Here is a 21,707-nt window from a genome sequence, read left to right on the forward strand (position 1 = left end):
GCGGGCGGCGTCGCGGTGATCCGCGTCGGCGGCGCGACCGAGGTCGAGGTGAAGGAGCGCAAGGATCGCGTTGATGACGCGATGCATGCGACCCGCGCGGCCGTGGAAGAAGGCATCGTTCCGGGCGGCGGCGTCGCCCTGCTCCGTGCCTCCGAGCAGCTCAAGGGTCTGCGCACCAAGAACGACGACCAGAAGACCGGCGTCGAGATCGTGCGCAAGGCGCTGTCGGCTCCCGCTCGCCAGATCGCGATCAACGCCGGTGAAGACGGCTCGGTGATCGTCGGCAAGATCCTGGAGAACAAGGCCTACAATTACGGCTTCGACTCCCAGACCGGCGAATATGCCGACCTCGTCAAGAAGGGCATCATCGACCCGACCAAGGTGGTCCGCACCGCGATCCAGAACGCTGCCTCCGTGGCCGCGCTCCTGATCACCACGGAAGCCATGGTCGCCGAGCTGCCCAAGAAGGGCGGCGCCGGCCCCGCGATGCCTCCGGGCGGCGGCATGGGCGGCATGGACTTCTAAGGTCCAACGACCTCAAGGACTACGAAACCCCGGCAGCGATGCCGGGGTTTTTGTTTTTGGGGTGTCGCCAAACCACAGCGGCTCGCCCGTAGCCTGGATGGAGCGCAGCGCAATCCGGGACAGTTCGTGCGACGCGGCCAGTTCTCCCGGATTACGCTTGCACTCTATCCGGGCTACGAACCGTCGTCATTCTGAGCCTCACTCCACCTTGCCGATCCGCTCGAAGCGCGGCTCGCCGTCTTCGTCGAGCGACCAGACGATCCGCGTGACCTTGCCGACGAGATTGTCCATCGGCACGAAGCCGAACGTCGACTGCACGCGGCTGTCGGTGGAATTGTCGCGGTTGTCGCCGAGCACGAAGATGTGGCCCGGCGGCACCGTGAAGACGTCTGTGTTGTCGAGATAGCCGTTGTCGAGGCAGTCATAGGTCACATAGGACGCGCCGCTCGGCAGCGTCTCGCGCCAGCGCTTGACCACCGCGCGCTCGTCGACACCGCAGGCGTCGCCGGCCTGTGTCGCCTCCAGGGCGATGCGGGTCACCGGGCGGTCGTTGAGGATGAGCCGGCCCTGCCGCATCTGGATGCGGTCTCCGGGCAAGCCGACGACGCGCTTGACGTAGTCGGCAGAACCGTCCTTCGCGGTCCGGAACACCACGATATCCCCGTATTCGGGGTCGGCGGCGAGGATGCGGCCCGAGATCCAGGACGACGCGAATGGGAGGGAATAGCGGCCATACCCGTAAGCGTATTTCGCGGCGAAGACGTAGTCGCCGACCATCAGCGCCGGCGTCATCGAACCGGACGGAATGTTGAACGGCTGATACAGAACGAAGCGAAACAGGATCACCGGCGACCACAGCACCGGGATCATGAGGATCAGGACGACGATCGCCTTCCAGTCGCCGGATCGTGCCGCGGGGCGGATCGATTCCTGAAGAACGGTCATGTGCCTTCCCTGATCAAGACGTTGCGGCCCCAAGATGACGCAACCTGCGAGCGCGCTCAATCCCCGACCAGCTCAAATTGGTCGCATGTCGCCCAGACCGCGTTCAATGCGTGGCCCGGGACATTGGCAGCGGTCAGCCGTGTGACAAATCCTGGAAGCACGCCCTCACCCAGTCGATCGTCACGCGTGTCGCCGGATCGCGCTTGAGGTGGTTCTGCACCAGCAGCCAGACGTCGCGGCGCTTCGGGAGCAGGGTGGCGCGCAGGCTGCGGTCGCCGAGCAGGGGTGCGCAGCTGTGCTCGGGCAGCACGCCGATCGCCTGATGCGACTGGATCATGGTGCGGATGATGCGGACATTGTCGGTGACGCAGCGCACGTTGGTCAGCCGCTTCGCTCGCAAGAACTGCGCTTCCGGAATCGCGTCGAGCTCGTCCGGATAGACGCACGCAACGGGCTCGCCGCCGCCGCGGTCCGCAGGCTCGAAGTAGTACAGCCTGACGTCGCCGAGCTTGGAGATGGTGAAGTCACCCTTCTCCGGCTTGCGCAGGCGGATGGCGAGATCGGCCTGCCAGCGCGAGAACTTGACGTTGCCGCTCGCGGTGAGGAATTGCAGCGTCAGCCCCGGATGATCGCGCAGGAAGCTGCTCGCATGCGGCGCCAGCAGCTCTTCGGCGACCGCATTGGTCGAGGCAATGCGCAGCCGCCCGACCGGGCCGACCTGGCTCTCCTTGATGCGGTCGATCGCCGCCGCATGCGCGGCCATCGCTCCTACATGGGCGAGCACCGCCTCGCACTGGCGCGTCGGCCGGCGCACGCCGTCCACCGCGTCGAACAGCGGCACGCCGAGATCGCGCTGGATGCGCGCAAGCCTGCGGCCGACGGTGGTCTCGTCGATGCGCAGCCGCGCGCTGGCGCCGGCATAGGTGCCCTCGTCCCTGACCGCGGCGATGATGCGCAGATCGTCCCAGTTCATCGGAGCGAGCCTAGCAGGCGCCGCCGCTGCCTGCAAATTCGCAGCCATGAGCTGCAATAGTCCTGCACAATGGCAGGCTGCTGCTGCGCTAATGTCGAAACATCCGAATTCACGAAAGCCTGACAGCATGACCGCTCCAAAGACGCTGCTCGAACTCGCCGGCGCCGATCTCAATCCGCCGGAGCTCAGCGAGACATGTCTCGTTCTGATCGACATCCAGAACGAATATTGCGCCGGCCCGATCGCTTTGCCCGATGCGCAAGCGGCGATCGCCGCGGCTGCGCGCCTGCTCGCGCGCGCACGGGAGAGCGGAGCTGCGATCTTCCACGTCGCGCACAAGGGCCGCGCCGGCGGCCTGTTCGACCGCGAGGCGGCGCGCGGCGCCATCGTCGAGCGCCTGACGCCGCTGGCGACCGAGCCCGTGATCGAGAAGACGCTGCCGAATGCCTTCGCCGGCACCGACCTGCAGGCCCGGCTGGCCGCCACGGCGCGCAAGAACATCGTGCTCGCGGGGTTCATGACGCATATGTGCGTGTCTTCGACCGCGCGCGCCGCGCTCGATCTCGGCCTGCGCACGACGATCGCGGCCGACGCCTGCGCCACGCGCGATCTTCCCGATGGGCGCGGCGGCGCGCTGCCGGCGAGAATGATTCACGAGGTCGCTCTGGCCGAATTGTCGGATCGCTTCGCTATCATCGCGCAGAGCGACGCACTGACCTGAGGAGACCGTCCCGATGCTGCAGCTCTATTTCTTTCCGATGGCCTGCTCGCTCTCGAGCCGCATCGCGCTGATGGAGGCCGGGATCGAGGCGCAGTATCACCTCGCCCATATCTGGACCAAGCGGCTCGTGGACGACGGCGGCGACTTCCTCGACGTGTCACCGAAGGGCGCGGTGCCGGTCCTGGTGCTGGAGAGCGGCGAGCGGCTGACGGAAAGCGCAGCGGTGCTGCAATACATCGCCGATGTGAAGCCGGAGGCAGGCCTTGCGCCGCGGCCCGGCGACATCGATCGTTATCGCCTGCAGGAATGGCTGAGCTTCGTCGGCGCCGAGATCCACAAGGCGTTCCTGTTTCCAACCTTCTGGTACAAGGACGAGGGCTCGCTGGCCAAGCCGCGCGCGAGGATCATACAGACATTGTCGGTGCCGGCAGCGCATCTGGCGGGCCGCGAATTCCTCGTCGGCGACGCCTTCACCGTGGCCGATGCCCATCTCACCTGGACCTTGCTTCTGCTCCGTCCGGCAGGGATCGACATCGCGCAATGGCCACCGCTCGCGGCCTATCTCGAACGCATGCAGGCCCGCCCCGCGGTCCGGCGCGCGATCGCGACCGAGATGGCGCTGCGCAAGACCGTTGCGGCCTGAGCTCGCCTCACTCCACCCGCGCCAGCACCGCGAGCTTGCGGATGCCCTTGTTGCGGTAGGCGTCGAGGAACGCGTAGTAATCCTTGAACGACACGCAGCCGTTGGAATCGCCGCCCGGCCCGAGCATGAAGGTGTGGGCGAGCAGGCCGTCGCGGCCGTAGATCGCGCTCTCGCCGCCGATCGGGGTGAGGCGCAGCGCCGGCACGCCGTGGAACAGCGCCTCGCGCGGTTTCAGCGTATAGATGTGCGGCGGCGTCACGCCGCGCATGCGCAGGCGGCGCGAGTCCGGATCGTCGCGGTTGGCGCCAAGGCCGGAATGCGCCTCGAGCCTGGTGCCGTCAGGCAGATACACCATCTTGGCCGTGATGTCGTAGACCGCGGTGTCCCGCTCATAAGGCGGAGCGCCGCCGAACATCGGGTTCTGCTCCTTCGGGGCGATGGACGCAGTGATGCTGGCATCGGCCGAGGCGTAGGCGAGCAGCCCGCCGGACGCTTCGCGCTTGCCCCACAGCTTTTCCACCATCGCCTGGCGCGGAGCGGTGATCGACATCACCGCGGCCTTGGCACGGTCGGCGAAGGATTTTTGCTTGGCTTCGGGCGCCGGCACGATCTCGGCCGGGTCAGCCGAGGCGAGTTGCAGCTGGGCAGCCGGCGCGCGCTTGGTCTTGTCCGCGGCGTTGTCGGCGCCCTTGGCTGCCGGCTTCAGCGCTTCCGCGACCTTCGCGATCACGCCCTGCTTCGGGGCGTCTTTGGCCACCGCAACGACCTGCGCCGGGGGTGCGGCGCTTGTGGCATTCGATGGCACGCCCTGCGTTGCGGCCGCGGCAAAGCGCTCGTTGAACATCTCGCGCGAGATTGGAGCTGCGACCTGGAGGCGGTCGGGCAGCAGCGCGAAGGTTTCCTTGATGGCCTCGCCGGCCTCGCGCAGCACCACCCTGGGCGCGCGCTTGATCACCGGCTCGTCGTAGCCGACGCTGCCGACGGAGGGATAGACGCTCGCGCCGAAGATGTTGCTGTGAATGGTCCAGGCAGCGCCCATCACGGCGCAGCCGATCGCCGCGGCGCCAAGCCAATTGGTCGTGGTCATTTTCCGGGAAGATTTCCGCGAATTGGTCTTCGAGAAATTCTTGGACTTCCGTGCCGCGTTACTCTGCGCAGCGATACTCGTACTCATTCGCCTTGCGTCCAGGACGGTGTCACTCTGTCCCCCTTCGAAGTGCCGCTGGTCACGATCCGGGAACAGCATCTCGCAGAGGGTCGGAGCGTCATTAAGGCGACTTTTAGTTAAATGCGGATTAAGTTCGGGCGGATCTGCGGCGACTCGTTAACGCTGTCCCGTTTTGAGAAAAACGCCCGCAGAACTACGGACTTAGTCGGGTCTGTTAACTATAATTCTTGGCCGGTTCAGCAGGCTCTGCGGACGTCTGCGGCCACATCCATGACGCACTTGAGAACGTCATTTTCGTGGCCCTCCACTGCCCCCGAACGTAACGCGCCAGCGTTGCGCGAGGCTGGTGGGCGACGCGTCGGATTGGGCCTCGTCGGCCGCGCGACAACGGTGCATGCTCATGACGCGCCGGGCACCGCGGCACGGCGCCGTGATTGAAAGTTGATCGCCTCGGTTCTGGACATCGCGGCCGCGAGAAAATAGCTCCCACTTCGGCACTTTTCAGCAGCCTCTGCGCGTGATACGGTACCGTATCATCCTGCCCTGAGCTGTGCCGAGCACGCAAACGGAGGCTGGCATGAGAGGGATTGCGCGCGCGGGGTTTTTCGCCCTGGCGGGGTCGTTTCTGTTGATCGGATCTGCGACTGCGCAGCCTGCGGCGAATGCGGGCTGCACGGCATCGCCGTCGGCTGCCGGGACGCAGACCTGGCGCTGCGACAACGGCATCACCATCGTTGCGGAAAACGGCGCCAGATTTGAACTTAAGGACGCCAACCGCGACGGACATATAGACTCCGTGGAGTTGAGCAGCAAAGCGCTGCTGATCGAGGTGCCCAAGAAGCCGCGCGGCAATCCCTTCAAGGTGCTGACGCCGCAAGCGATCGCCGCAGTGCGCGGCACGAAATGGGCGGTCGATGCCGCCGACGCCAAGACTTCCGTGTTCGTCGCAGACGGCCGGGTCGGCGTGAGCCGCAGGGCTCGTGGACGCGGCGTCGTGCTCGGCCCCGGCGAAGGCGTCGATGTCGAGCCAACCGGTCCGTTGACCGTCAAGACCTGGGGCCAGCCGCGCGTCGACGCGCTCATGGCCAGACTCGGGCAATGAGCCGGGGCCGGCAAGGCCCGGCCCATGAGATTTGGATTATACGATTGCAAGACCGCATGCGCAGCCGACGCGTTCAGATCCTGGTGGCACTCGTCCTCACCGCGCTGTGGGGCGCGGGCATCTATGCCACGCATGCCCACGGCCATCTGCGCTTCCTGGACCGCCTCGAAGCCACGTTGACGGATTGGCGGACGCAGGCGCGCGGCGTGCGGCGTCCGCCGGATTTCGTCACCATCGTTGCGATCGACGACACGGTGGTGAAGCGCGGCGGCACCTATCCACTGCCGCGCGCCGATCTTGCCCGCGTGGTCGATACCATCGTGCAGTTCAAGCCGAAGGTCGTGGCGATCGACCTGCTGCTGGTCGACCGCAGCGCCGCGATCGGCGATGCGACGCTGGCCAACACATTGGCCACCGGCCGCATGGTGCTCGCCGCCGCCGCGATCTTCCCCTCGGCCAGCGAAACCGTGTCACCCAGCAGCGAAGGTCCGCTGGCCGTGCTGCCGGAGGCCGAGCGCTTCCTGCAGCCATTGCCCGCATTCGCCGATCACGCCGAGGTCGGCATCGTCAACGTCGCGACCGGGCAATCGGGCTCGCCGCTCTCGGTGCCGATGCTGTTCCGGACCCGCGACAAGGTCGAGCTGTCGTTTCCGTTGCGCGTCGCGGCGCGCGCGCTCGACCAGCCGCTGACCGTCGCGCCGGGCCATCTCATGCTCGGCGATCGCGTGGTGCCGACCGACAGCAATCTGGCATTGCCGATCACCTATTACGGCCCGCGCCGCACCATCCGTACCGTCAGCGCACAGAGCATCTTCGACGGCACGCTCGATCGCGCGGCCATCGAGAACCGGATCGTCGTGATCGGCGCCTCCGTCGCCGGCGGCGGCGACTTCTATCCGACGCCGTTCGATTCCCTGATGCCCGGCGTCGAGGTGGTCTCGACCGCAATCACGCATCTCGTCGCCGGCGACGCCATCCTGCGTGACCACCGCGTCCGCATTGCCGACGCGCTCACGGCGATCCTGCTGCCGGTGCTGCTGGTCGGCCTGCTCGCCTGGCGGCGCATCGCACTCGGCACCATGGCGGCGGCCGCGGTGATGATCGCCTGGGCCGGGCTCAACCTGTTCGCGTTCACGCACGGCGTCTGGCTGAACGCCGCGACCACGCTCGCCGCCGCCGTGCCGCCGGTTGCGGTCTTTGCCGGCGTGCAGCTGTGGGCCGGAGGCCGCCGCACGCAATATTTCGCCGCTAAGAGCAGGTCGCTTGCGCAATTCCAGGCTCCGGCGCTGCGGGATTGGCTCTCGCGAGATCCGAACTTCCTGTCGAAGCCGGTGCGGCAGGATGCAGCCGTGGTGTTCGTCGATCTCTCCGGTTTCACCGGTTTGAGCGAGCGGATCGATCCGGACGAGCTCACGGATATTCTGAAGGCGTTTCATGCGCTGATCGACCGGATCGCGATCGATTGCGGCGGCATGATCACGGGCTTTCTCGGCGACGGCGCCATGATCCTGTTCGGGCTGCCGCGCGCCATGCCCGACGATTCGGCGCGCGCGCTGAAATGCGCGGTCGATCTGCATCGCGGCCTCGCACGCTGGATCGCCTCGCTTCCGCCGGCGATCGCGGGTCAGCTCGGCTACAAGATCGGCGCGCATTGCGGCCCGATCGTCGCCTCGCGACTCGGCGAAAGCCATCAGCACATCACGGCGACGGGCGACACCGTCAACGTCGCAAGCCGGCTGATGGAGATTGCCGCCCAGAACGATGCGCGCCTTGCGCTGAGCGACACGCTGCTGGATGCGGCCGACTTCCAGGGCGCGCCCGACGGTGTTCTGTCCGGCCCCCTGCTCGCCCGGGTCCGCGGCCGTTCCGGCGTCGTGACCGTCTGGTTCTGGCGCGATCGCGATGGGCCGGGGCAGGATGCTGACAAGGCCGAGATGATTGATTAAGGCGCTACCGCGCTTCCGGCGGCGGCGAGCGGTCCAGCACCTCGCCCTTGGCGACTTCCAGCAGGTCGATGCCGTAGGTCTCGATCACGAGCGGCCCGCGCTTGCGCTGCAATTGCGCCACCTGCGTCACCTTTGCAAAGAGAGCATTGAGGGCAGGATGACCGTCGGCGCGCAGCTCGTCGACATAGAGCAGCTTGCCGGCGAGCAGCTTGGGATCGGGTTCGGCCATGTTGACCCAGCGGATGCGCTGATTTTGCTGCGCGACGCAGGTGCCGCGCGGCAGATAGAATGCGAGCCAGCTCGTGGTGCCGTAATCCTGCGCCAGCACGCAGGTGGCGCCACTGCGCGCGCGCACCGCTTCGATTCCGGCCGCGAGCTCGCGCCAGCCGACACCGACACTGCGCACGGTGGCATCGCGGCGATATCCGGACAACCAGCCGGTATTGGCCTGCACGATCAAGGCGGCAAACATGACGATGCCCACAGGCGCGGCCCAGCGCTGGCAAACGTCGACGAGGCGCCGCTGACGCGGCTTCCATTGCGCAAGATTGGCCGCGGCGGCCGCGGCAATGACGAACGGCGGATACACCGGCGCGAACCAGTTGGCCTCGACGCGCGCATGCAGCGAATGCCAGACGAAATAGGCGACGATGGTCCAGAACATCGTCTCGATCAGCACGCGCGAGGCCAGCGCGCCGGCGCGCTGCCAGGTCAGCGCATGCAGGCCCATGGCGCCGAGGATAAAGACCAGCGGGGTTGCGAACGCGATCTGGGTCGGGATCAGCTCGGCGATGAAGACGGGGCGGAAGTCCTCGATCCTGGCGCGGCCGAGCTGCTTTGCGAACGAGACCCATTGATGGTCGGCATTCCAGAGGATCACCGGCGAGAACAGCGCCAGCGCGACGAGGCCGCCGAGATAGGGCCAGGGCGAGAGGAACCAGCGCCGCAGCTTCGGCACGCAAGCGAGCCAGATCAGGATCGCGGCGCCAAAGAACATCGCGGTGTATTTCGACAATAGCGCCGCGCCGACGGCGGCGCCGACCGCGAGCCACCAGGCGCCGCGTCCGGTCTCCAGCACCTTGGCGAGAAAGAACAGCACGAAGCTGGAGGCGACCAGCAGCGGCGCATCGGGCGTGACGATCAGCGTGCCGACGGAAGCCAGCAGCGTCACGTTGAGCAGGATGGCGCTGGTCGCGGCCACACGCACCCCGCCGAACAGAATTGCGGCGGAGCGATAGACCGCATAGCTCATCGGCAGCGCGAGCAGGATCGAGACGAGGCGGACGCCGAGCTCGGTATCGCCCGCGATCATGGTGCCGGCGCGGATCACATAGGCGACCATGGGCGGGTGGTCGTAATAGCCCCCGGCGAGGCTCTTCGACCACATCCAGTAATAGGCTTCGTCGAACGTGATCGGCGTGAAGGCGGCTGCGACGAGCCGCAATCCCACCAGCGCGACAATCAGCAGCGCGGTGTTGCGGACGATCCGCGCGTCGGCCCCGCCCATCACGCGCTATTTCTTGCGCCAGACGAACAGTCCGGACATCGCGTAGTTCCACACCACGCCCATCAACGCGCCGGCCAGGCCGGCCAGCCACCAGATCGGCTCCTGGTCGTAGACCGAGAAGGCGACGCCGACATTGGCGAGCAGGCCGACGCTGCACACGATGTAGAAGGCGATCAGCCCGCGCAGCAGCGCAAAGCCCTTCAGCCGCTGGTCGCGATAGGTGAGAAAGTTGTTGAGGATGAAATTGCTGGTCATGGCGACGATGGCGCCCGCGGCCTGCGCCTCCGGGAACGGCGCGTTGAACAGGCGAAGCGCGATGAACAGCGTGGTCAGGTGCACGACGAGGCCGATGCCGCCGACCATCGCGAACAGGATGAAGCGCAGCGAGACGATGTCGTTGGTCAGCTTGGCGAAGACGAGGCCGAGGAAGTCGAGCGCGACCATGGAATCGAGCTTGCTCTCGCCGTGCTGGCGGGCGCCGAACGTGTAGGGAATCTCGACCGCCCGCAAGCTGCCATGCGCGGTCGCGACGATGTCGAGCAGGATCTTGAAGCCGTGCACGGAGAGTTTTGGCGCGAGCTGCTCGAAGCGGTCGCGGCGGATCATGAAGAAGCCGCTCATGGGGTCGGCAATCTCGACCCGCAGCATCTTCTTGGCGACCTCGGTCGCGAGCGCGCTGGCGCCGGCGCGCTGCCTGTTGAAGCCTTCGCTCTTGTAGCCCTCGATGTAGCGGCTGCCGACGACGAGGTCGGCCTGATCGCTCGCGAGCAAGAGCAGCATCTTGGGCAACTGCGTCTCGTCGTGCTGGAGGTCGGCATCGATCACGGCCACATAGGGCGCGCTGGAGGCAAGGATGCCCTCGATGCAGGCGCCCGACAGGCCGCGGCGGCCGATGCGGCGGACGCAGCGCACCCGGCTGTCGCGCTGCGCCAACTCGCGCACGACATCCCAGGTGCCGTCGGGCGAATTGTCATCGACGAACACGACTTCCCAGACGACGTTGGCGAGCGTCGCCTCGAGGCGCCGGTACAGCACGGTGACGTTGTCGCGCTCGTTGAAAGTTGGGACGATAACCGACAGTTCCGGCCCCTCGTGGGCTTGGTTGTCGATGCCCGGTCTGATCGCTTCGTTCATGACGGCAGCGTATATCCGCCGCATCCTGCGCTGCCAAGCCGGGGGTCTGGGGAAGGGCCGAAAAGGGGCCTAAAATGCCAACGACCCCGGAACGGCGGGCCGCGCGTACATCCGGCGCAAGCCTTAAGCAATTCCAAGGTCGTTCCAGCGACGGAGGTCTTTACGCTCAACGTCGCCGTTAGAAGCTAGATGGGAATGGCAAAAGCGTTCCGCAAGGGGGCGGAAATCCGATTTTCAAACCCTATTGGTTGGGCACTTCCCGGATGACCGGCCCGCGCGGCGCGGGCGCGACCGGGGCTGCGGGTGCCGCCGCCGCCGGCTCGGCCTTCGCCGGCTTGGGCGGCTTGCCGTACTGGCCGATCGGCCCGAACACGACGGCAACCGCAAGGACGACCGCCGCGACGATCGCCCCCAGAATGCCACCCACCGACTCAGACGACATGCAAGTTCCTGCTCCAGACGGGCTCAGTGATACCATGGATGAGCGCGCGACTGGAAGGCCCAGGGCGAATCGCGAATGGCGAGTGGCGAATGAGCATGGCATGCCTTGTCGCCCTATTCGCGATTCGCCACTCCCCTACTTCTGGGGCGGCCGGTGCTTGACGAAGGCCATCACGATGTCCTTCTGCGCCGCCTCCACCGCTCTGTTCGCGGTGGCGAGATGAGCGCCGGCATCGATATCAGGATATTGCGTGGTGAGATAATCGAGCAGCGTGACCCGGTAATATTGCCGCTCCGACGGACAGGCTCCGGCAACCGAGCGGCCGAAATCCTGCTCCGACAGGCCCTGATTGGACTCGCGCGAATATTCCCGCGCGAGGCAATGCCAATAGTCGTCGCGGCCCTGCTGAGCGAGCTTCTGCGCGCCCTTCGTGTCGTCGTCATCCGCCACGGCAGAACTTGTCATGGCAGCAGATGTCATCATGACGAGCGCGCCCCCCACCAGCAGCATCCGCATCTTGTTCTCCTTCTTTGCGGGCCCGTCGCGAGCTTAGACCGGACCGGCCAACTGGCCAATCACATCTGGTTTGATTAGGATGAGATCCCTCCCCGTCGATGCGAGATCCTCCCGTGGCCAAAGTAAAAACTGCGTCCAAAAACTCCGGCAACATCTTCATCGGTATCGGCGGCTGGACCTTCGAGCCCTGGCGCGGCGTGTTCTATCCGGAGAAGCTCGCGCAGGCGAAGGAGCTGTCCTATGCCGCTTCGAAGCTGACCTCGATCGAGATCAACGGCACCTATTACGGCTCGCAGAAGCCGGAGAGCTTTCGCAAATGGGCGAGCGAGGTGCCTGACGGTTTCGTGTTCTCGGTGAAGGGACCGCGCTTTGCGACCAACCGCCGCGTGCTCGCCGAGGCCGGTGATTCCATCAAGCGGTTCTACGATTCCGGCGTGCTGGAACTCGGCGATCATCTCGGGCCGGTGCTGTGGCAGTTTGCGCCGACGAAGAAGTTCGATGGCGCCGATTTCGGCAAGTTCCTGGAGCTGTTGCCGCGCAAGCTCGAGGGGCGCGCGCTGCGCCATGTCGTGGAAGTGCGCCATGACAGCTTCTGCACGCCGGACTTCGTGGCGCTGATCCGCGAGTTCGAGACGCCCGTGGTTTTCGCCGAGCACGGCAAATATCCCGCCATCGCAGATGTCGCCGGCGATTTCGTCTATGCGCGGCTGCAGAAGGGCAATGACGAGATCAAGACCTGCTATCCGCCGAAGCAGCTCGATGCCTGGGCCCAGCGCTTCCAGGATTGGGCTTCGGGCGGTGAACCCGACGATCTCCCGAAGGTTGACAAGGCCAAGCCGAAGAAGGAGCCGCGCGACGTGTTCGCTTACGTCATCCACGAGGGCAAGGTACGCGCACCGCACGGCGCCATGGAACTGATCGCACGGGTGAGTTGAGGGTCCCATGGCAAAGGCGAAGAAGCTCTTCACCATCGGCTATGAGCAGACGCCGCCGAAGGCCGTGCTGGACGAGCTGGAACAGGCCGGCGTCAAGCTCGTGGTCGACGTGCGCGCGGTGACGTCGTCGCGTCGGCCGGGCTTTTCCAAGAAGCAGCTTTCGGCGGGCCTCGACGAGCGCGGCATCGGCTATGTCCATCTCGCCGCGCTCGGCACGCCGAAGGAAGGCCGCCTCGCCGCCCGCAGCGGTCAATACGACGTGCTGGAGATGATCTTCTCCAAGCACCTGAAGACGCCGCAGGCGAGGGAAGAGATGGACGAGCTTTCTGCGCTGGTGAAAAAGGCCGGCCCGGTGTGCCTGCTCTGCTACGAGCGCGACCACACCCACTGCCACCGCCAGATGATCGCGGAGATCATCGAGGAGCGCGATGGGGTTGCGGTGAAGAATTTGGCGGGGCGGTAGGTGTAGCCACAGCCGTCATTCCCGGGCGCGCGCAGCGCGCGCTAGGGTGCGCAATTGCGCACCTGAGAATCCATTCCTCCACCAACACTGCGGCTAGATGGATTCCGGGTTCGCGCTACGCGCGCCCCGGAATGACAAGTTACCCCTCCCCCGCCAGCCGGAACGTCCCCTCCATCATCTGCACGCAAGCGCCGCCGATGTGAGCGGATACAATCTTGCCGTCCTGCTTGCGTACGCGGGTCGAGAGGATGCTTGGACGACCCATGTCAAAACCCTGCCCGACGGTCAGCTTCAGCTCGCCGTCGCTCGCGGGATCGAGATCGGCGAACAGCGCGGCGGCGGCAACCGTGGCGCTGCCGGTGGCGGGATCCTCGACGAGGCCGCTGGCACCGCGCATGAACATGCGCGCCTGTCGCTCGCAAGGCGCCTCCGCCGCCGGCACATCGCGCGTATAGAACCACACCGCGCGGGCACCATCGCGCGGCAAGACCTTGCCAAAGGCCGCAGCATCGGGCCGGGCCCGCTTCAGCGCCTCGCGCGAATGCAGCTCCATCACCAGAAACGCGTTTCCGACGGTGACAATCTGCGGCTCGTGATTGTCGGTCTTGATGTCGTCGGCAACGAGCGAGATGCAGCTCGCGGCTTCCGCTGTTGACAGCGTTGAGAGCCGCTGCAGCGGCTGCGGCGCGGTGAGCTCGGTTCTGATCACCCTGCCCTGCTCTCGCACGATCTCGACCGGGACCAACCCGGCCTTCTCCTCGAACAGCAGGCGTAGCTTCGGCTCCTTCGCCATCGAGGCCAGCACGAAGGCGGTGCCGACATTGGGATGGCCCGCAAAGGCGATCTCCTGCACCGGCGTGAAGATGCGCACCTCGGCGTCGTTGGCCCTGTCGCGCGGCGGCAGCACGAAAGTGGTCTCGGAATAATTGAACTCGGTCGCGATCGCCTGCATCTGCTGCGTCGTCAGCCCGCCGGCATCGAGCACCACCGCGAGCTGGTTGCCGCCGAAGGCGCGGTCGGTGAACACGTCGACGGTGATGTAGCGGCGCTGCATCGTCACTTCCTCATGCAAGTCGCGGCCGCGACCGGCCGCATCGCGCAGCACTCTACAAGCCGAAAACATCGCTCGTCATGCCCCAAAATTGAGTGCAATCGGAGCAATCGCTTGGATGAAAGAGAACTGCGCGCACCGATGTGTGATGCACATTATCCCAGCTGAAACACCGGTACTTTCTGCTCGTAGCCGCGCACTTCGACCTCGCCGAGCGCGACGGCATCGCTGCCGTCGGCTCCCAGCGCCTCGCGCACGGACGCCGAGATCAAGAGCTGCGAGCCGAAATCCTTGTTCAGCGCCTCGAGTCGCGAGGCGAAGTTCACGGTGTCGCCGATGACCGTGTATTCCTTGCGCCGGGGCGAGCCGATATTGCCGGCGACGACCTCGCCGAAATGGATGCCAATGCCGATCCGCAGCGGCCAGCTGCTCTCTGCGTTGATGCGGTCCATTGCCCGGAGCATCTCGCGGCCGGCGGCGACCGCGCGGTGCGCGGCGTCGGATGCTTCCAGCGGCGCGCCGAACAGCGCGAGGAAACCGTCACCGAGAAACTTGTTCACGATGCCGCCCTGGCGGTCGAGAATGTCGACCAGGACGGCGAAGGCGCCGTCGAGCCGGTCGACCACCTCCTGCGGACTGCGCGACTGCGCACCGGCCGTGAAGCCGCGGAAATCGACGAACATCACCGCGACGCGGCGGACGTCGCCGCTAGCGCCCGTTCCCGCCGTCATCAGCCGCTCCACCACCTGCGGCGAGACATGCTGGCCGAACAGATTGGTGACCCGGTCACGCGCGGTGGCGGCCGCGATGCTCGCGGCGAACTGCCGGCGCAATTGCGCGCCGACGGCGCCGGCGAGCACGCCGCAGATCAGGATGATGGCGCTGCGGACCGCGTGAAAATAGAGCTGGGGCTCGCCGACGCTGCTCGAGGGATCGTAGACCAGTGCGACCACGAACAGCTCGGCAGCAGCGACGAAGCCGGTGAAGGTCGAGAGCCAGAAATCGAGCCGCAGCGTCGAGAGGATGACGAAAATGAAATACATCAGCGGCACGGCAAAGCCGAGGGCCTGGGTCGCGCCCATGGTCCGGATCTGCAGGATGAGGATCACGGTTGGCAGCGACGTCTCGATCAGCGTGCCGATATAGCGCCTGGCCACCGGCACGTCGCGATCGAGGCGGAGGTTCTTCCTGATCTGGGTGTGGACCCAGACCTCGAACAAAATGAACCCGACGAGCAGGCCGTAGACTTCGGCGAACCCTTCGGTGCCGCGCCAGACCCGGTTCACCACGGCGGGGTCGATCAGATAGATTGCGGTGAGGAACAGGGTCATGACGCAGCCGGTCGCGATCAGCGCCCGGACCCGCAACAGCTCGGTGCGCAGCACCTCCCGCGTCAGCTCGCGCTCGAAGTCCTCCGACAAGACGGCATGCTGCCGCGCTTTCCTGCTCGCAAACTTGGCCATCCCGCCCCTCGATTCCGGGGTATTGTGCCTCAATCCAGCGTGCGGCGGAAGCGCGTCACCGCGACGGTCATGGCGAGCAGCATCAGGGCCGCCAGAGCCAGCGTATCGAAGCGCAAATTCTCCATGGTCGCGCCCTTCAGCATGATGGCGCGGACGATCCGCAAATAATGGGTCAGCGGCAGGCATTCGCCGAGATATTGCGCCCAGGCCGGCATGCCTGCGAACGGGAACATGAAGCCGGAGAGCAGAATGCTCGGCAGGAAGAACATCATCGACATCTGCATGGCCTGGAGCTGGTTCTGAACCAGCGTCGAGATGGTGTAGCCGACCGCCAGATTGGTGGTGATGAACAGCGTCGACAGCAGCGCCAGCAGGACGAGATTGCCGAGCACGGGCACGCCGAACAGGCCGACACCGATGCTGATGATCAGGAAGGCCTGGACGAAGCCGACCAGCACGTAGGGCACGATCTTGCCGAACATCACCTCGATCGGCTTGATCGGCATCGACAACAGGCTCTCCATGGTGCCGCGTTCGACCTCGCGCGTGACCGAGAGCGCGGTGAAGATCAGCATGGTCATGGTGAGGATGGTGCCGACGAGGCCTGGCACGATATTGAGGCTGGAATTCGCGGCCGGATTGTAGCGGGCGTGGGCGCGGATCTCGAACGGCATCTCCGGGGGCTCGCCGATATAGAGATCGTGCGCGAGCGCGGTCTGCACGATCATGCCGAGCGAGCCGAGCGCAGCGCTTGCGGCGACCGGATCGGTGGCGTCGGCCGCGACCAGCAGCGCCGGCCTGTCGCCGCGCCGCACCGCCCGCTCGAAGCCGCGCGGGATCTCGACCCCGAACAGCACCTTGCCGGACTTCAGGAGGTTGTCGAAATCGTCGACGTCGTGAACCTCGTAGAGGAAGCGGAAATATTTGGTGTTCTCCAGCGCCTTCAGCACCGAGCGGGCGAGATCGGAATCCTCCTGGAGCAGCACCGCGCTCGGCAGATGACGCGGCGTGGTGTTGATGGCATAGCCGAACAGCATCAGCTGCATCACCGGCAGCATCACGATCATCGCGAACGAGACGCGGTCGCGCCTCAGCTGGATGAACTCCTTGACCAGCATCGCGTAGGAGCGCCGCAGGAAACCGAAACGCTCGCGGATTTCGCGCCGTGGTTCGGGATGTTCTACCGCGCTCATTGGAAATTGTCCTTGGAGCGTCCCATCAGCTCGATGAACACGTCTTCGAGCGAGGGCTTGGACTTCTGCCAGTGCAGGCCGCCTCTCTCGCGCCAGGGCGCGATGCTGGCTTCGAGCGCCGGGACGTCGCGGCCGGAAACATGCAGCGAGGTGCCGAACGGCGCCACCATGTCGATGCCGGGCTTGCCCGTGAGCGCCGCGCCAAGCTCGTTCAGGTCGTCGCCCGTGACGGTGTAGGTCGTCAGCGCGGATTTCGCGATGACCTCCTCCACCGTGCCGTGCGCCAGCAGATAGCCGTATGCGATGTAGGCGATCTCGTGGCAGCGCTCGGCCTCGTCCATGTAATGGGTCGAGACCAGCACCGTGAGGCCCTCGGCGGCCAGCGCATGGATCTCGTTCCAGAAATCGCGCCGCGCCTTGGGATCGACGCCGGCGGTCGGCTCGTCCAGCAGCAACAATTGTGGATTGGGCAGCGTGCAGGCCCCGAGCGCCAGCCGCTGCTTCCAGCCGCCCGAGAGCTCGCCGGCGAGCTGCTCCTCCCGCCCCGAGAGCCCGAGCCGCTTGATCATGTCGCGCGCGGCGCCGCGCGCGTCAGCGAGGCCATAGAGCCGCGCCACGAATTCGAGGTTCTCGCGCACCGAGAGGTCCTGGTACAGGCTGAAGCGCTGGGTCATGTAGCCGACCTGGCGCTTGATCTTCTCGGCATCGCGGCGGATGTCGTAGCCGAGGCAGGTGCCCTCGCCGCTGTCGGGCGTCAGCAGGCCGCAGAGGATGCGGATGGTGGTGGTCTTGCCCGAGCCGTTGGGACCGAGGAAGCCGTAGATCGAGCCGCGCTTCACCTGCATCGACAGATCGTGCACGACCTCGCGGCCGCCGAATGACTTGGTCAGGCCCTTGACGTCGATTGCGATGCCGTTGCCGTTGCTCATCGCTTGTCCGCCACCGGTGTCTTGGTCTCAGGAGTTTTGGGATTGAGGTGGATGTCGATCGGCTGTCCGACGCGCAAGGCATCGGGCCGCGAGGGTCGCGCCTGGATCAGATAGACCAGCTTGTTGCGCTCTTCGAGGCTGTAGATGACGGGCGGCGTGTATTCGGCCGAGGTCGCGATGAAGTAGATCTTCGCGGTGAGGTCGGCGGCGCAATTGTCACAGGAGACACGCACCGTGTCGCCAATCGCGAGCTTCGGCAGCTCGGTCTCCGGCACGAAGAAGCGCAGCTTCATGTTGCCGGGCGGCATGATCGAGAGCACCGGCCGCTGCGCCGCCACCATCTCGCCTTCGCGGAAATAGATCTGCTGGATGGTGCCGGCGACTGGCGCAAAGCCCTTGCGCCGCGCCATCCGCGTCTCCGAGGTCGCCACCCGCGCCTCCGCGACGCGCAAGGCGGACACGGCGGAATCGAGATTGGCCTGCGTGCCCGAACCGGTCTTGTTCAGCGAGGCCGCACGGTCATAGGTCTGCTGCGCATTCGCAAGCGTCGCCTTCTGCTGGTTGAGGTCGGCAAGCTGGAGATCGTCATCGACGGAATAGAGGTGATCGCCGACCTTGACCTCGTCGCCTTCGCGGACATTGAGCTTGGTGACGCGCCCGGCTTCGTCCGGACTGACGAAGATCATGTCGGCCTCGACCCAGCCCTGGAAGCCGGGATCGCGCTTCTCCTTGCACCCGGCAAGCCCGGTTGCGAGCACAAGGACCAATGCCAAGAAAGAAATCACTTGCGACGACCTCATGTCGTCCTCCGTTCGCCAAAAATCAAATCGAGATGAACGCGCAGCATCTCCTGCGCGTCGAGCGGCGCATGCCGCGCAAACAGGCTCTGCCAGATCACGGCGATCATCGCGGGCGCGACCAGGATCTGTGGATAGCGCGCGAGGTCCTTCTGCCGGATCTCGCCGCGGGCGATGCCGAGCTCGATCAGCGCGCGCATGGCAGTGATCCCGCGCGAGACCACCTCGCGGTAGTAGAAGTCGGCGACGGACGGAAAGCGCGGCCCCTCCGCCACGATCAGACGCACCAGATCGCCCCGTCTCGTGCCGATCACCTCCTTCAGGAAGTTGCCGGCGAACGTCTCGATGAGGTCGCGCACCGAGCCTGCCGGCGGCGGCAGCGTGGTCAGCCGTGCGACCACGGGAACGATGACGATGCGCACCAGCTCCTCGAACATCGATTCCTTGTCCTTGAAGTGCAGGTAGATCGTGCCCTTGGCGACGCCGGCGCGCTTGGCGATGTCGTCGAGCCTGGTGGCGGCAAAGCCGCGCGCGATGAACTCCTCCATCGCCGCCTCCACGATCGCCGCACGCCGCTCCGCCGCACGCGAGGCGCGGTTCGAGGCAGGCGCTGCATCGGGGCCAGCAGTCCCAGGGTCGTTCGCTCCGGTGGGAGCGGCGGAGGGCAAGGCGGCTTTGGTCGGCTTCTTCGTCATTCGATATATATGACTGACTGGTCAGTCATAGTCAAGAGCGCGCGGGGGCGGCGACTGTCCAGACGGATTAGTGTTGACTAATGCATTAGTATCCGCTAATTTGATGGCATGATCGAAGCCACCCCAAACCCCGTCACCACCGTGATGCGCGCCCTTGCCGATCCGACCCGCCGCGCCGTGTTCGAGCGTGTGTTCGAGAGCAAAGAGATCAGCGTCGCCGAGCTGACGCGCGGCAGCGGCGTCACGCAAGGAGCCGTCTCGCAACACCTGAAATCGTTGAAGCAAGCGGGCCTCGTCGCCGAGCGCGCCGAGGGCCGCAACGTCTATTACCGCGCCGCGCCGCAGGGACTCGAGCCGCTGGTCACCTGGATGGACCATTACGGCGTCTTCTGGCGCGAGCGTTTCCGGAACCTGCGTGACCTCTTGAAGGAGATCGACCCGTGAGTGCTGCCGCGTTGAAAGCCGACACAAGAGACATCGTCATCGACGAGGTCTTCCCTCACACAGCCCAGACGATCTGGAAGGCGCTGACCAGCGGACAGCTGATCGGGCGCTGGCTGATGCAGCCGACCGGCTTCGAAGCCGTCGAAGGCAAGGCCTTCACCTTCCAGACCACCCCGGGGGGCAACTGGGACGGCGTGATCCATTGCCGGGTTCTGGAGGTCGTGGCTTTCAGCCGCCTCGTCTACGCCTGGAAAGGCGGCGACGAGCGCAACACCGGCTATGGCGCCCCGCTCGACACCGTCGTGACCTGGTCCCTCACCCCGGTCGAAGCCGGCACGCGGATCCGCCTCGTGCATGCGGGCTTCGTCCTGCCCAGGAACGAGTCGGCCTACACGGTGATGAGCGGCGGCTGGAAGAAGGTCGTTCGCAAGCTCGACGAGATCAGCGGCGAAGGTTGAGTGGGAGATATTGCGATGGAGAAGCCCTATACCGGCGGCTGCGCCTGCGGCGCGATCCGCTATTCGATTGAAGGGGAGCCCCTCTTCAGCAATCACTGCCAATGCCGCGACTGCCAGCGGGAAAGCGGCAGCGGCCATGGCTCGTACGCGACCTTCGCGCGCGCCGGCGTCACGCTGACGGGCGATGCCAGGCACTGGGACATGGTCGCCGACAACGGCAAGGTGAAGACCCGCGGCTTCTGCACACAATGCGGCGTAGCTGTCTACATGACCTTCGCGGCGCAGCCTGACGTGTTCACGATCCGGGCGGCAAGCCTCGACGAGCCCGCCCGTTACAGGCCGCAGGCGGTGACCTTCGCCGCGCGCGGCCATGAGTGGGATCCTCTCGACCCTGGCCTGGTGAAGTTCGACGGCATGCCGCCAGGGTAAAGCGCCAGATTCTTGTTTTGACGCGTTTTCTTAACGCGAACCGGTGTCCACTTCGCTCGAAAACGCTTTAGCCAAAATCCAGCACCATGCGACCGTCGATCTTGCCGGCCCTCATCCGGTCGAAGACGTCGTTGATCGCTGCGAGCGGCACCTTGGTCACCTCGGCCTTGACCTTGCCGTCGGCGGCGAACGCGATGGCTTCGTCGAGGTCACGCCTCGTGCCGACGATGGAGCCGCGCACGGTGATGCGCTTGAGCACGACGTCGAAGATCGGTGTCGGGAATTCGCCCGGCGGCAGGCCGACGAGGCTGACAGTGCCCTTGCGACGCACCATCTTGAGCGCCTGAGCGAATGCAGCAGTCGACACCGCCGTCACCAGCACGCCATGCGCGCCTCCCCCACTCGCCGTCAGCACCTTCTCCACTGCACCATCCGCCAGCGCGTTGACCGCGAGATCGGCACCGGTTTCACGCGCCAGCTCCAACTTGTCCTCGGCGATATCAACCGCGGCGACCTTCAGCCCCATCGCCTTGGCGTATTGGATCGCGACATGGCCGAGCCCGCCGATTCCGGAGATCACGACCCACTCGCCGGGCTTGGCCTCGGTTTCCTTCAATCCCTTGTAGGTGGTGACCCCAGCGCAGAGGATCGGCGCGATGGCCGCGAAATCGATCGTCGCCGGCAGCTTGGCGGCGAACGCGGCCGAAGCGATGACATATTCGGCAAAGCCGCCGTTGACGCTGTAGCCGGTGTTGTGCTGGTGCTCGCACAGCGTCTCCCAGCCGGTCTCGCAATATTCGCACGACATGCAGGCGTCGTGCAGCCAGGCGACGCCGACGGCATCGCCGACTTTCAGATTCTTCACGCCGGGCCCGAGCGCGGCGACGATGCCGGCGGCTTCATGGCCGGGGATGAAGGGCGGCACCGGCTTCACCGGCCAGTCGCCGGAGGCGGCGTGCAGATCGGTGTGACAGACGCCGCAGGCCTTGACCTTGACCAGAACCTCGCCCGGACCGGGCTGCGGCACCGGCACGTCCTCGATCACCAGCGGCTTGCCGAATTGCTTGACGATTGCGGCTTTCATGGTCGGCATCGGTCTGCTCCTTGTGCTTTGTGAAGCAGAATAGCGACGCCGCCTGGCGCACCCTTGAGGAGAGTCAAAAAGCACAATGTTTGCGCAATGGCGGGTCCATCATGACACCCCGATGACGCCGCGCGGTGCTCTCGA

Annotated in this window: 24 protein-coding genes; 10 read left to right on the plus strand and 14 right to left on the minus strand. The window is 65.7% G+C overall.

Translation table 11 applies throughout. The annotated features are described in order from the left end of the window. The coding region (locus GA0061099_RS32135; RefSeq protein ID WP_276327052.1) for a TCP-1/cpn60 chaperonin family protein at window positions 1–525 on the plus strand (525 nt) is incomplete at its 5' end. Window positions 526–723: 198 nt separating this feature from the next. Here GA0061099_RS32135 and lepB read toward each other — a convergent pair. Both lepB and GA0061099_RS32145 read right to left on the minus strand, forming a co-directional pair. After that, on the minus strand, window positions 724–1,470 hold the full coding sequence (lepB, locus tag GA0061099_RS32140) for a signal peptidase I (RefSeq protein ID WP_036027753.1): 747 nt from the start codon (window positions 1,468–1,470) through the stop codon (window positions 724–726). 133 nt (window positions 1,471–1,603) lie between these two features. Continuing rightward, window positions 1,604–2,443 carry a LysR family transcriptional regulator gene (locus tag GA0061099_RS32145; protein ID WP_036027754.1) on the minus strand — a complete coding sequence of 280 codons (840 nt, stop codon included), beginning with the start codon at window positions 2,441–2,443 and terminating at the stop codon, window positions 1,604–1,606. Between the two features lie 127 nt (window positions 2,444–2,570). Between GA0061099_RS32145 and GA0061099_RS32150 the strand changes: the two genes are divergently transcribed. Both GA0061099_RS32150 and GA0061099_RS32155 read left to right on the plus strand, forming a co-directional pair. After that, entirely contained in the window at window positions 2,571–3,164 is a 594-nt protein-coding gene (locus GA0061099_RS32150; RefSeq protein WP_036027756.1) for a cysteine hydrolase family protein, read from the plus strand. A 13-nt stretch (window positions 3,165–3,177) separates the two neighbouring features. Further along, window positions 3,178–3,807, plus strand: coding sequence for a glutathione binding-like protein (locus GA0061099_RS32155; RefSeq protein WP_036027757.1), 630 nt, complete (start codon window positions 3,178–3,180; stop codon window positions 3,805–3,807). Between the two features lie 7 nt (window positions 3,808–3,814). On the opposite strand, the gene GA0061099_RS32160 is transcribed toward GA0061099_RS32155, so the two are convergent. Then, window positions 3,815–4,894, minus strand: a complete 1,080-nt coding sequence (locus GA0061099_RS32160) for a tlde1 domain-containing protein (RefSeq protein ID WP_036027759.1) — start codon at window positions 4,892–4,894, stop codon at window positions 3,815–3,817. A gap of 658 nt (window positions 4,895–5,552) precedes the next feature. On the opposite strand from GA0061099_RS32160, the gene GA0061099_RS32165 reads away from it, so the two are divergent. Beyond that, window positions 5,553–6,077 (plus strand): FecR domain-containing protein, encoded by a 525-nt coding sequence (locus tag GA0061099_RS32165; protein WP_036012807.1) that lies wholly within the window; start codon window positions 5,553–5,555, stop codon window positions 6,075–6,077. A gap of 56 nt (window positions 6,078–6,133) precedes the next feature. Then, on the plus strand, window positions 6,134–8,023 hold the full coding sequence (locus GA0061099_RS32170; RefSeq protein WP_036012809.1) for a CHASE2 domain-containing protein: 1,890 nt from the start codon (window positions 6,134–6,136) through the stop codon (window positions 8,021–8,023). A gap of 4 nt (window positions 8,024–8,027) precedes the next feature. Here GA0061099_RS32170 and GA0061099_RS32175 read toward each other — a convergent pair whose 3' ends face one another. The 4 genes from GA0061099_RS32175 to GA0061099_RS32190 all read right to left on the minus strand — a co-directional run bounded on the left by GA0061099_RS32175 (window position 8,028) and on the right by GA0061099_RS32190 (window position 11,622). Further along, window positions 8,028–9,530, minus strand: coding sequence for a glycosyltransferase family 39 protein (locus GA0061099_RS32175; protein WP_036027762.1), 1,503 nt, complete (start codon window positions 9,528–9,530; stop codon window positions 8,028–8,030). Between the two features lie 6 nt (window positions 9,531–9,536). Continuing rightward, entirely contained in the window at window positions 9,537–10,664 is a 1,128-nt protein-coding gene (locus tag GA0061099_RS32180; protein WP_036027763.1) for a glycosyltransferase family 2 protein, read from the minus strand. Window positions 10,665–10,905: 241 nt separating this feature from the next. Further along, window positions 10,906–11,106, minus strand: a complete 201-nt coding sequence (locus GA0061099_RS32185) for a hypothetical protein (RefSeq protein ID WP_036027765.1) — start codon at window positions 11,104–11,106, stop codon at window positions 10,906–10,908. Between the two features lie 135 nt (window positions 11,107–11,241). After that, window positions 11,242–11,622 carry a hypothetical protein gene (locus GA0061099_RS32190; RefSeq protein WP_036012816.1) on the minus strand — a complete coding sequence of 127 codons (381 nt, stop codon included), beginning with the start codon at window positions 11,620–11,622 and terminating at the stop codon, window positions 11,242–11,244. Window positions 11,623–11,720: 98 nt separating this feature from the next. On the opposite strand from GA0061099_RS32190, the gene GA0061099_RS32195 reads away from it, so the two are divergent. Both GA0061099_RS32195 and GA0061099_RS32200 read left to right on the plus strand, forming a co-directional pair. Continuing rightward, window positions 11,721–12,557, plus strand: coding sequence for a DUF72 domain-containing protein (locus GA0061099_RS32195; RefSeq protein WP_085972302.1), 837 nt, complete (start codon window positions 11,721–11,723; stop codon window positions 12,555–12,557). Window positions 12,558–12,564: 7 nt separating this feature from the next. After that, the gene (locus GA0061099_RS32200) at window positions 12,565–13,020 is read left to right on the plus strand and encodes a DUF488 domain-containing protein (protein WP_036027769.1); all 456 of its coding nucleotides are present in this window, start codon (window positions 12,565–12,567) and stop codon (window positions 13,018–13,020) included. Between the two features lie 139 nt (window positions 13,021–13,159). Here the strand turns inward: GA0061099_RS32200 and GA0061099_RS32205 are convergent, their stop codons facing one another. From GA0061099_RS32205 to GA0061099_RS32230, 6 genes are all read right to left on the minus strand, one after another. After that, window positions 13,160–14,074, minus strand: a complete 915-nt coding sequence (locus tag GA0061099_RS32205; protein WP_036027795.1) for a PhzF family phenazine biosynthesis protein — start codon at window positions 14,072–14,074, stop codon at window positions 13,160–13,162. A 152-nt stretch (window positions 14,075–14,226) separates the two neighbouring features. After that, the gene (locus tag GA0061099_RS32210; RefSeq protein ID WP_036027770.1) at window positions 14,227–15,534 is read right to left on the minus strand and encodes an adenylate/guanylate cyclase domain-containing protein; all 1,308 of its coding nucleotides are present in this window, start codon (window positions 15,532–15,534) and stop codon (window positions 14,227–14,229) included. Window positions 15,535–15,563: 29 nt separating this feature from the next. Beyond that, window positions 15,564–16,727 carry an ABC transporter permease gene (locus GA0061099_RS32215; protein ID WP_036027772.1) on the minus strand — a complete coding sequence of 388 codons (1,164 nt, stop codon included), beginning with the start codon at window positions 16,725–16,727 and terminating at the stop codon, window positions 15,564–15,566. After that, window positions 16,724–17,656, minus strand: a complete 933-nt coding sequence (locus GA0061099_RS32220) for an ABC transporter ATP-binding protein (protein WP_036027774.1) — start codon at window positions 17,654–17,656, stop codon at window positions 16,724–16,726. The genes GA0061099_RS32215 and GA0061099_RS32220 overlap by 4 nt, the downstream gene beginning before the upstream one ends. After that, window positions 17,653–18,456: an HlyD family secretion protein gene (locus tag GA0061099_RS32225; RefSeq protein ID WP_036027776.1), complete on the minus strand. Its 804-nt coding sequence runs from the start codon at window positions 18,454–18,456 to the stop codon at window positions 17,653–17,655. Before GA0061099_RS32225 ends, GA0061099_RS32220 begins: the two co-directional genes overlap by 4 nt. Further along, window positions 18,453–19,148, minus strand: coding sequence for a TetR/AcrR family transcriptional regulator (locus tag GA0061099_RS32230; RefSeq protein ID WP_085969158.1), 696 nt, complete (start codon window positions 19,146–19,148; stop codon window positions 18,453–18,455). The genes GA0061099_RS32225 and GA0061099_RS32230 overlap by 4 nt, the downstream gene beginning before the upstream one ends. 108 nt (window positions 19,149–19,256) lie before the next feature. Between GA0061099_RS32230 and GA0061099_RS32235 the strand changes: the two genes are divergently transcribed. Genes GA0061099_RS32235 through GA0061099_RS32245 form a run of 3 tightly spaced genes read left to right on the plus strand, consistent with a single transcriptional unit; the run spans window position 19,257 to window position 20,479 of the window. After that, window positions 19,257–19,592, plus strand: coding sequence for an ArsR/SmtB family transcription factor (locus tag GA0061099_RS32235; protein WP_036012825.1), 336 nt, complete (start codon window positions 19,257–19,259; stop codon window positions 19,590–19,592). Next, window positions 19,589–20,050 (plus strand): SRPBCC family protein, encoded by a 462-nt coding sequence (locus GA0061099_RS32240; RefSeq protein WP_036027779.1) that lies wholly within the window; start codon window positions 19,589–19,591, stop codon window positions 20,048–20,050. Before GA0061099_RS32235 ends, GA0061099_RS32240 begins: the two co-directional genes overlap by 4 nt. A gap of 15 nt (window positions 20,051–20,065) precedes the next feature. Then, a complete protein-coding gene (locus GA0061099_RS32245; protein ID WP_036012827.1) occupies window positions 20,066–20,479 on the plus strand; it encodes a GFA family protein in 414 nt (137 codons plus the stop codon). A 67-nt stretch (window positions 20,480–20,546) separates the two neighbouring features. On the opposite strand, the gene adhP is transcribed toward GA0061099_RS32245, so the two are convergent. Further along, entirely contained in the window at window positions 20,547–21,572 is a 1,026-nt protein-coding gene (gene adhP / locus GA0061099_RS32250; RefSeq protein ID WP_036027781.1) for an alcohol dehydrogenase AdhP, read from the minus strand. Between the last annotated feature and the right edge of the window lie 135 nt (window positions 21,573–21,707).

Origin of the sequence: Bradyrhizobium yuanmingense (genome assembly GCF_900094575.1) — a bacterium.
GTDB classification, from domain to species: Bacteria; Pseudomonadota; Alphaproteobacteria; order Rhizobiales; family Xanthobacteraceae; genus Bradyrhizobium; species Bradyrhizobium yuanmingense.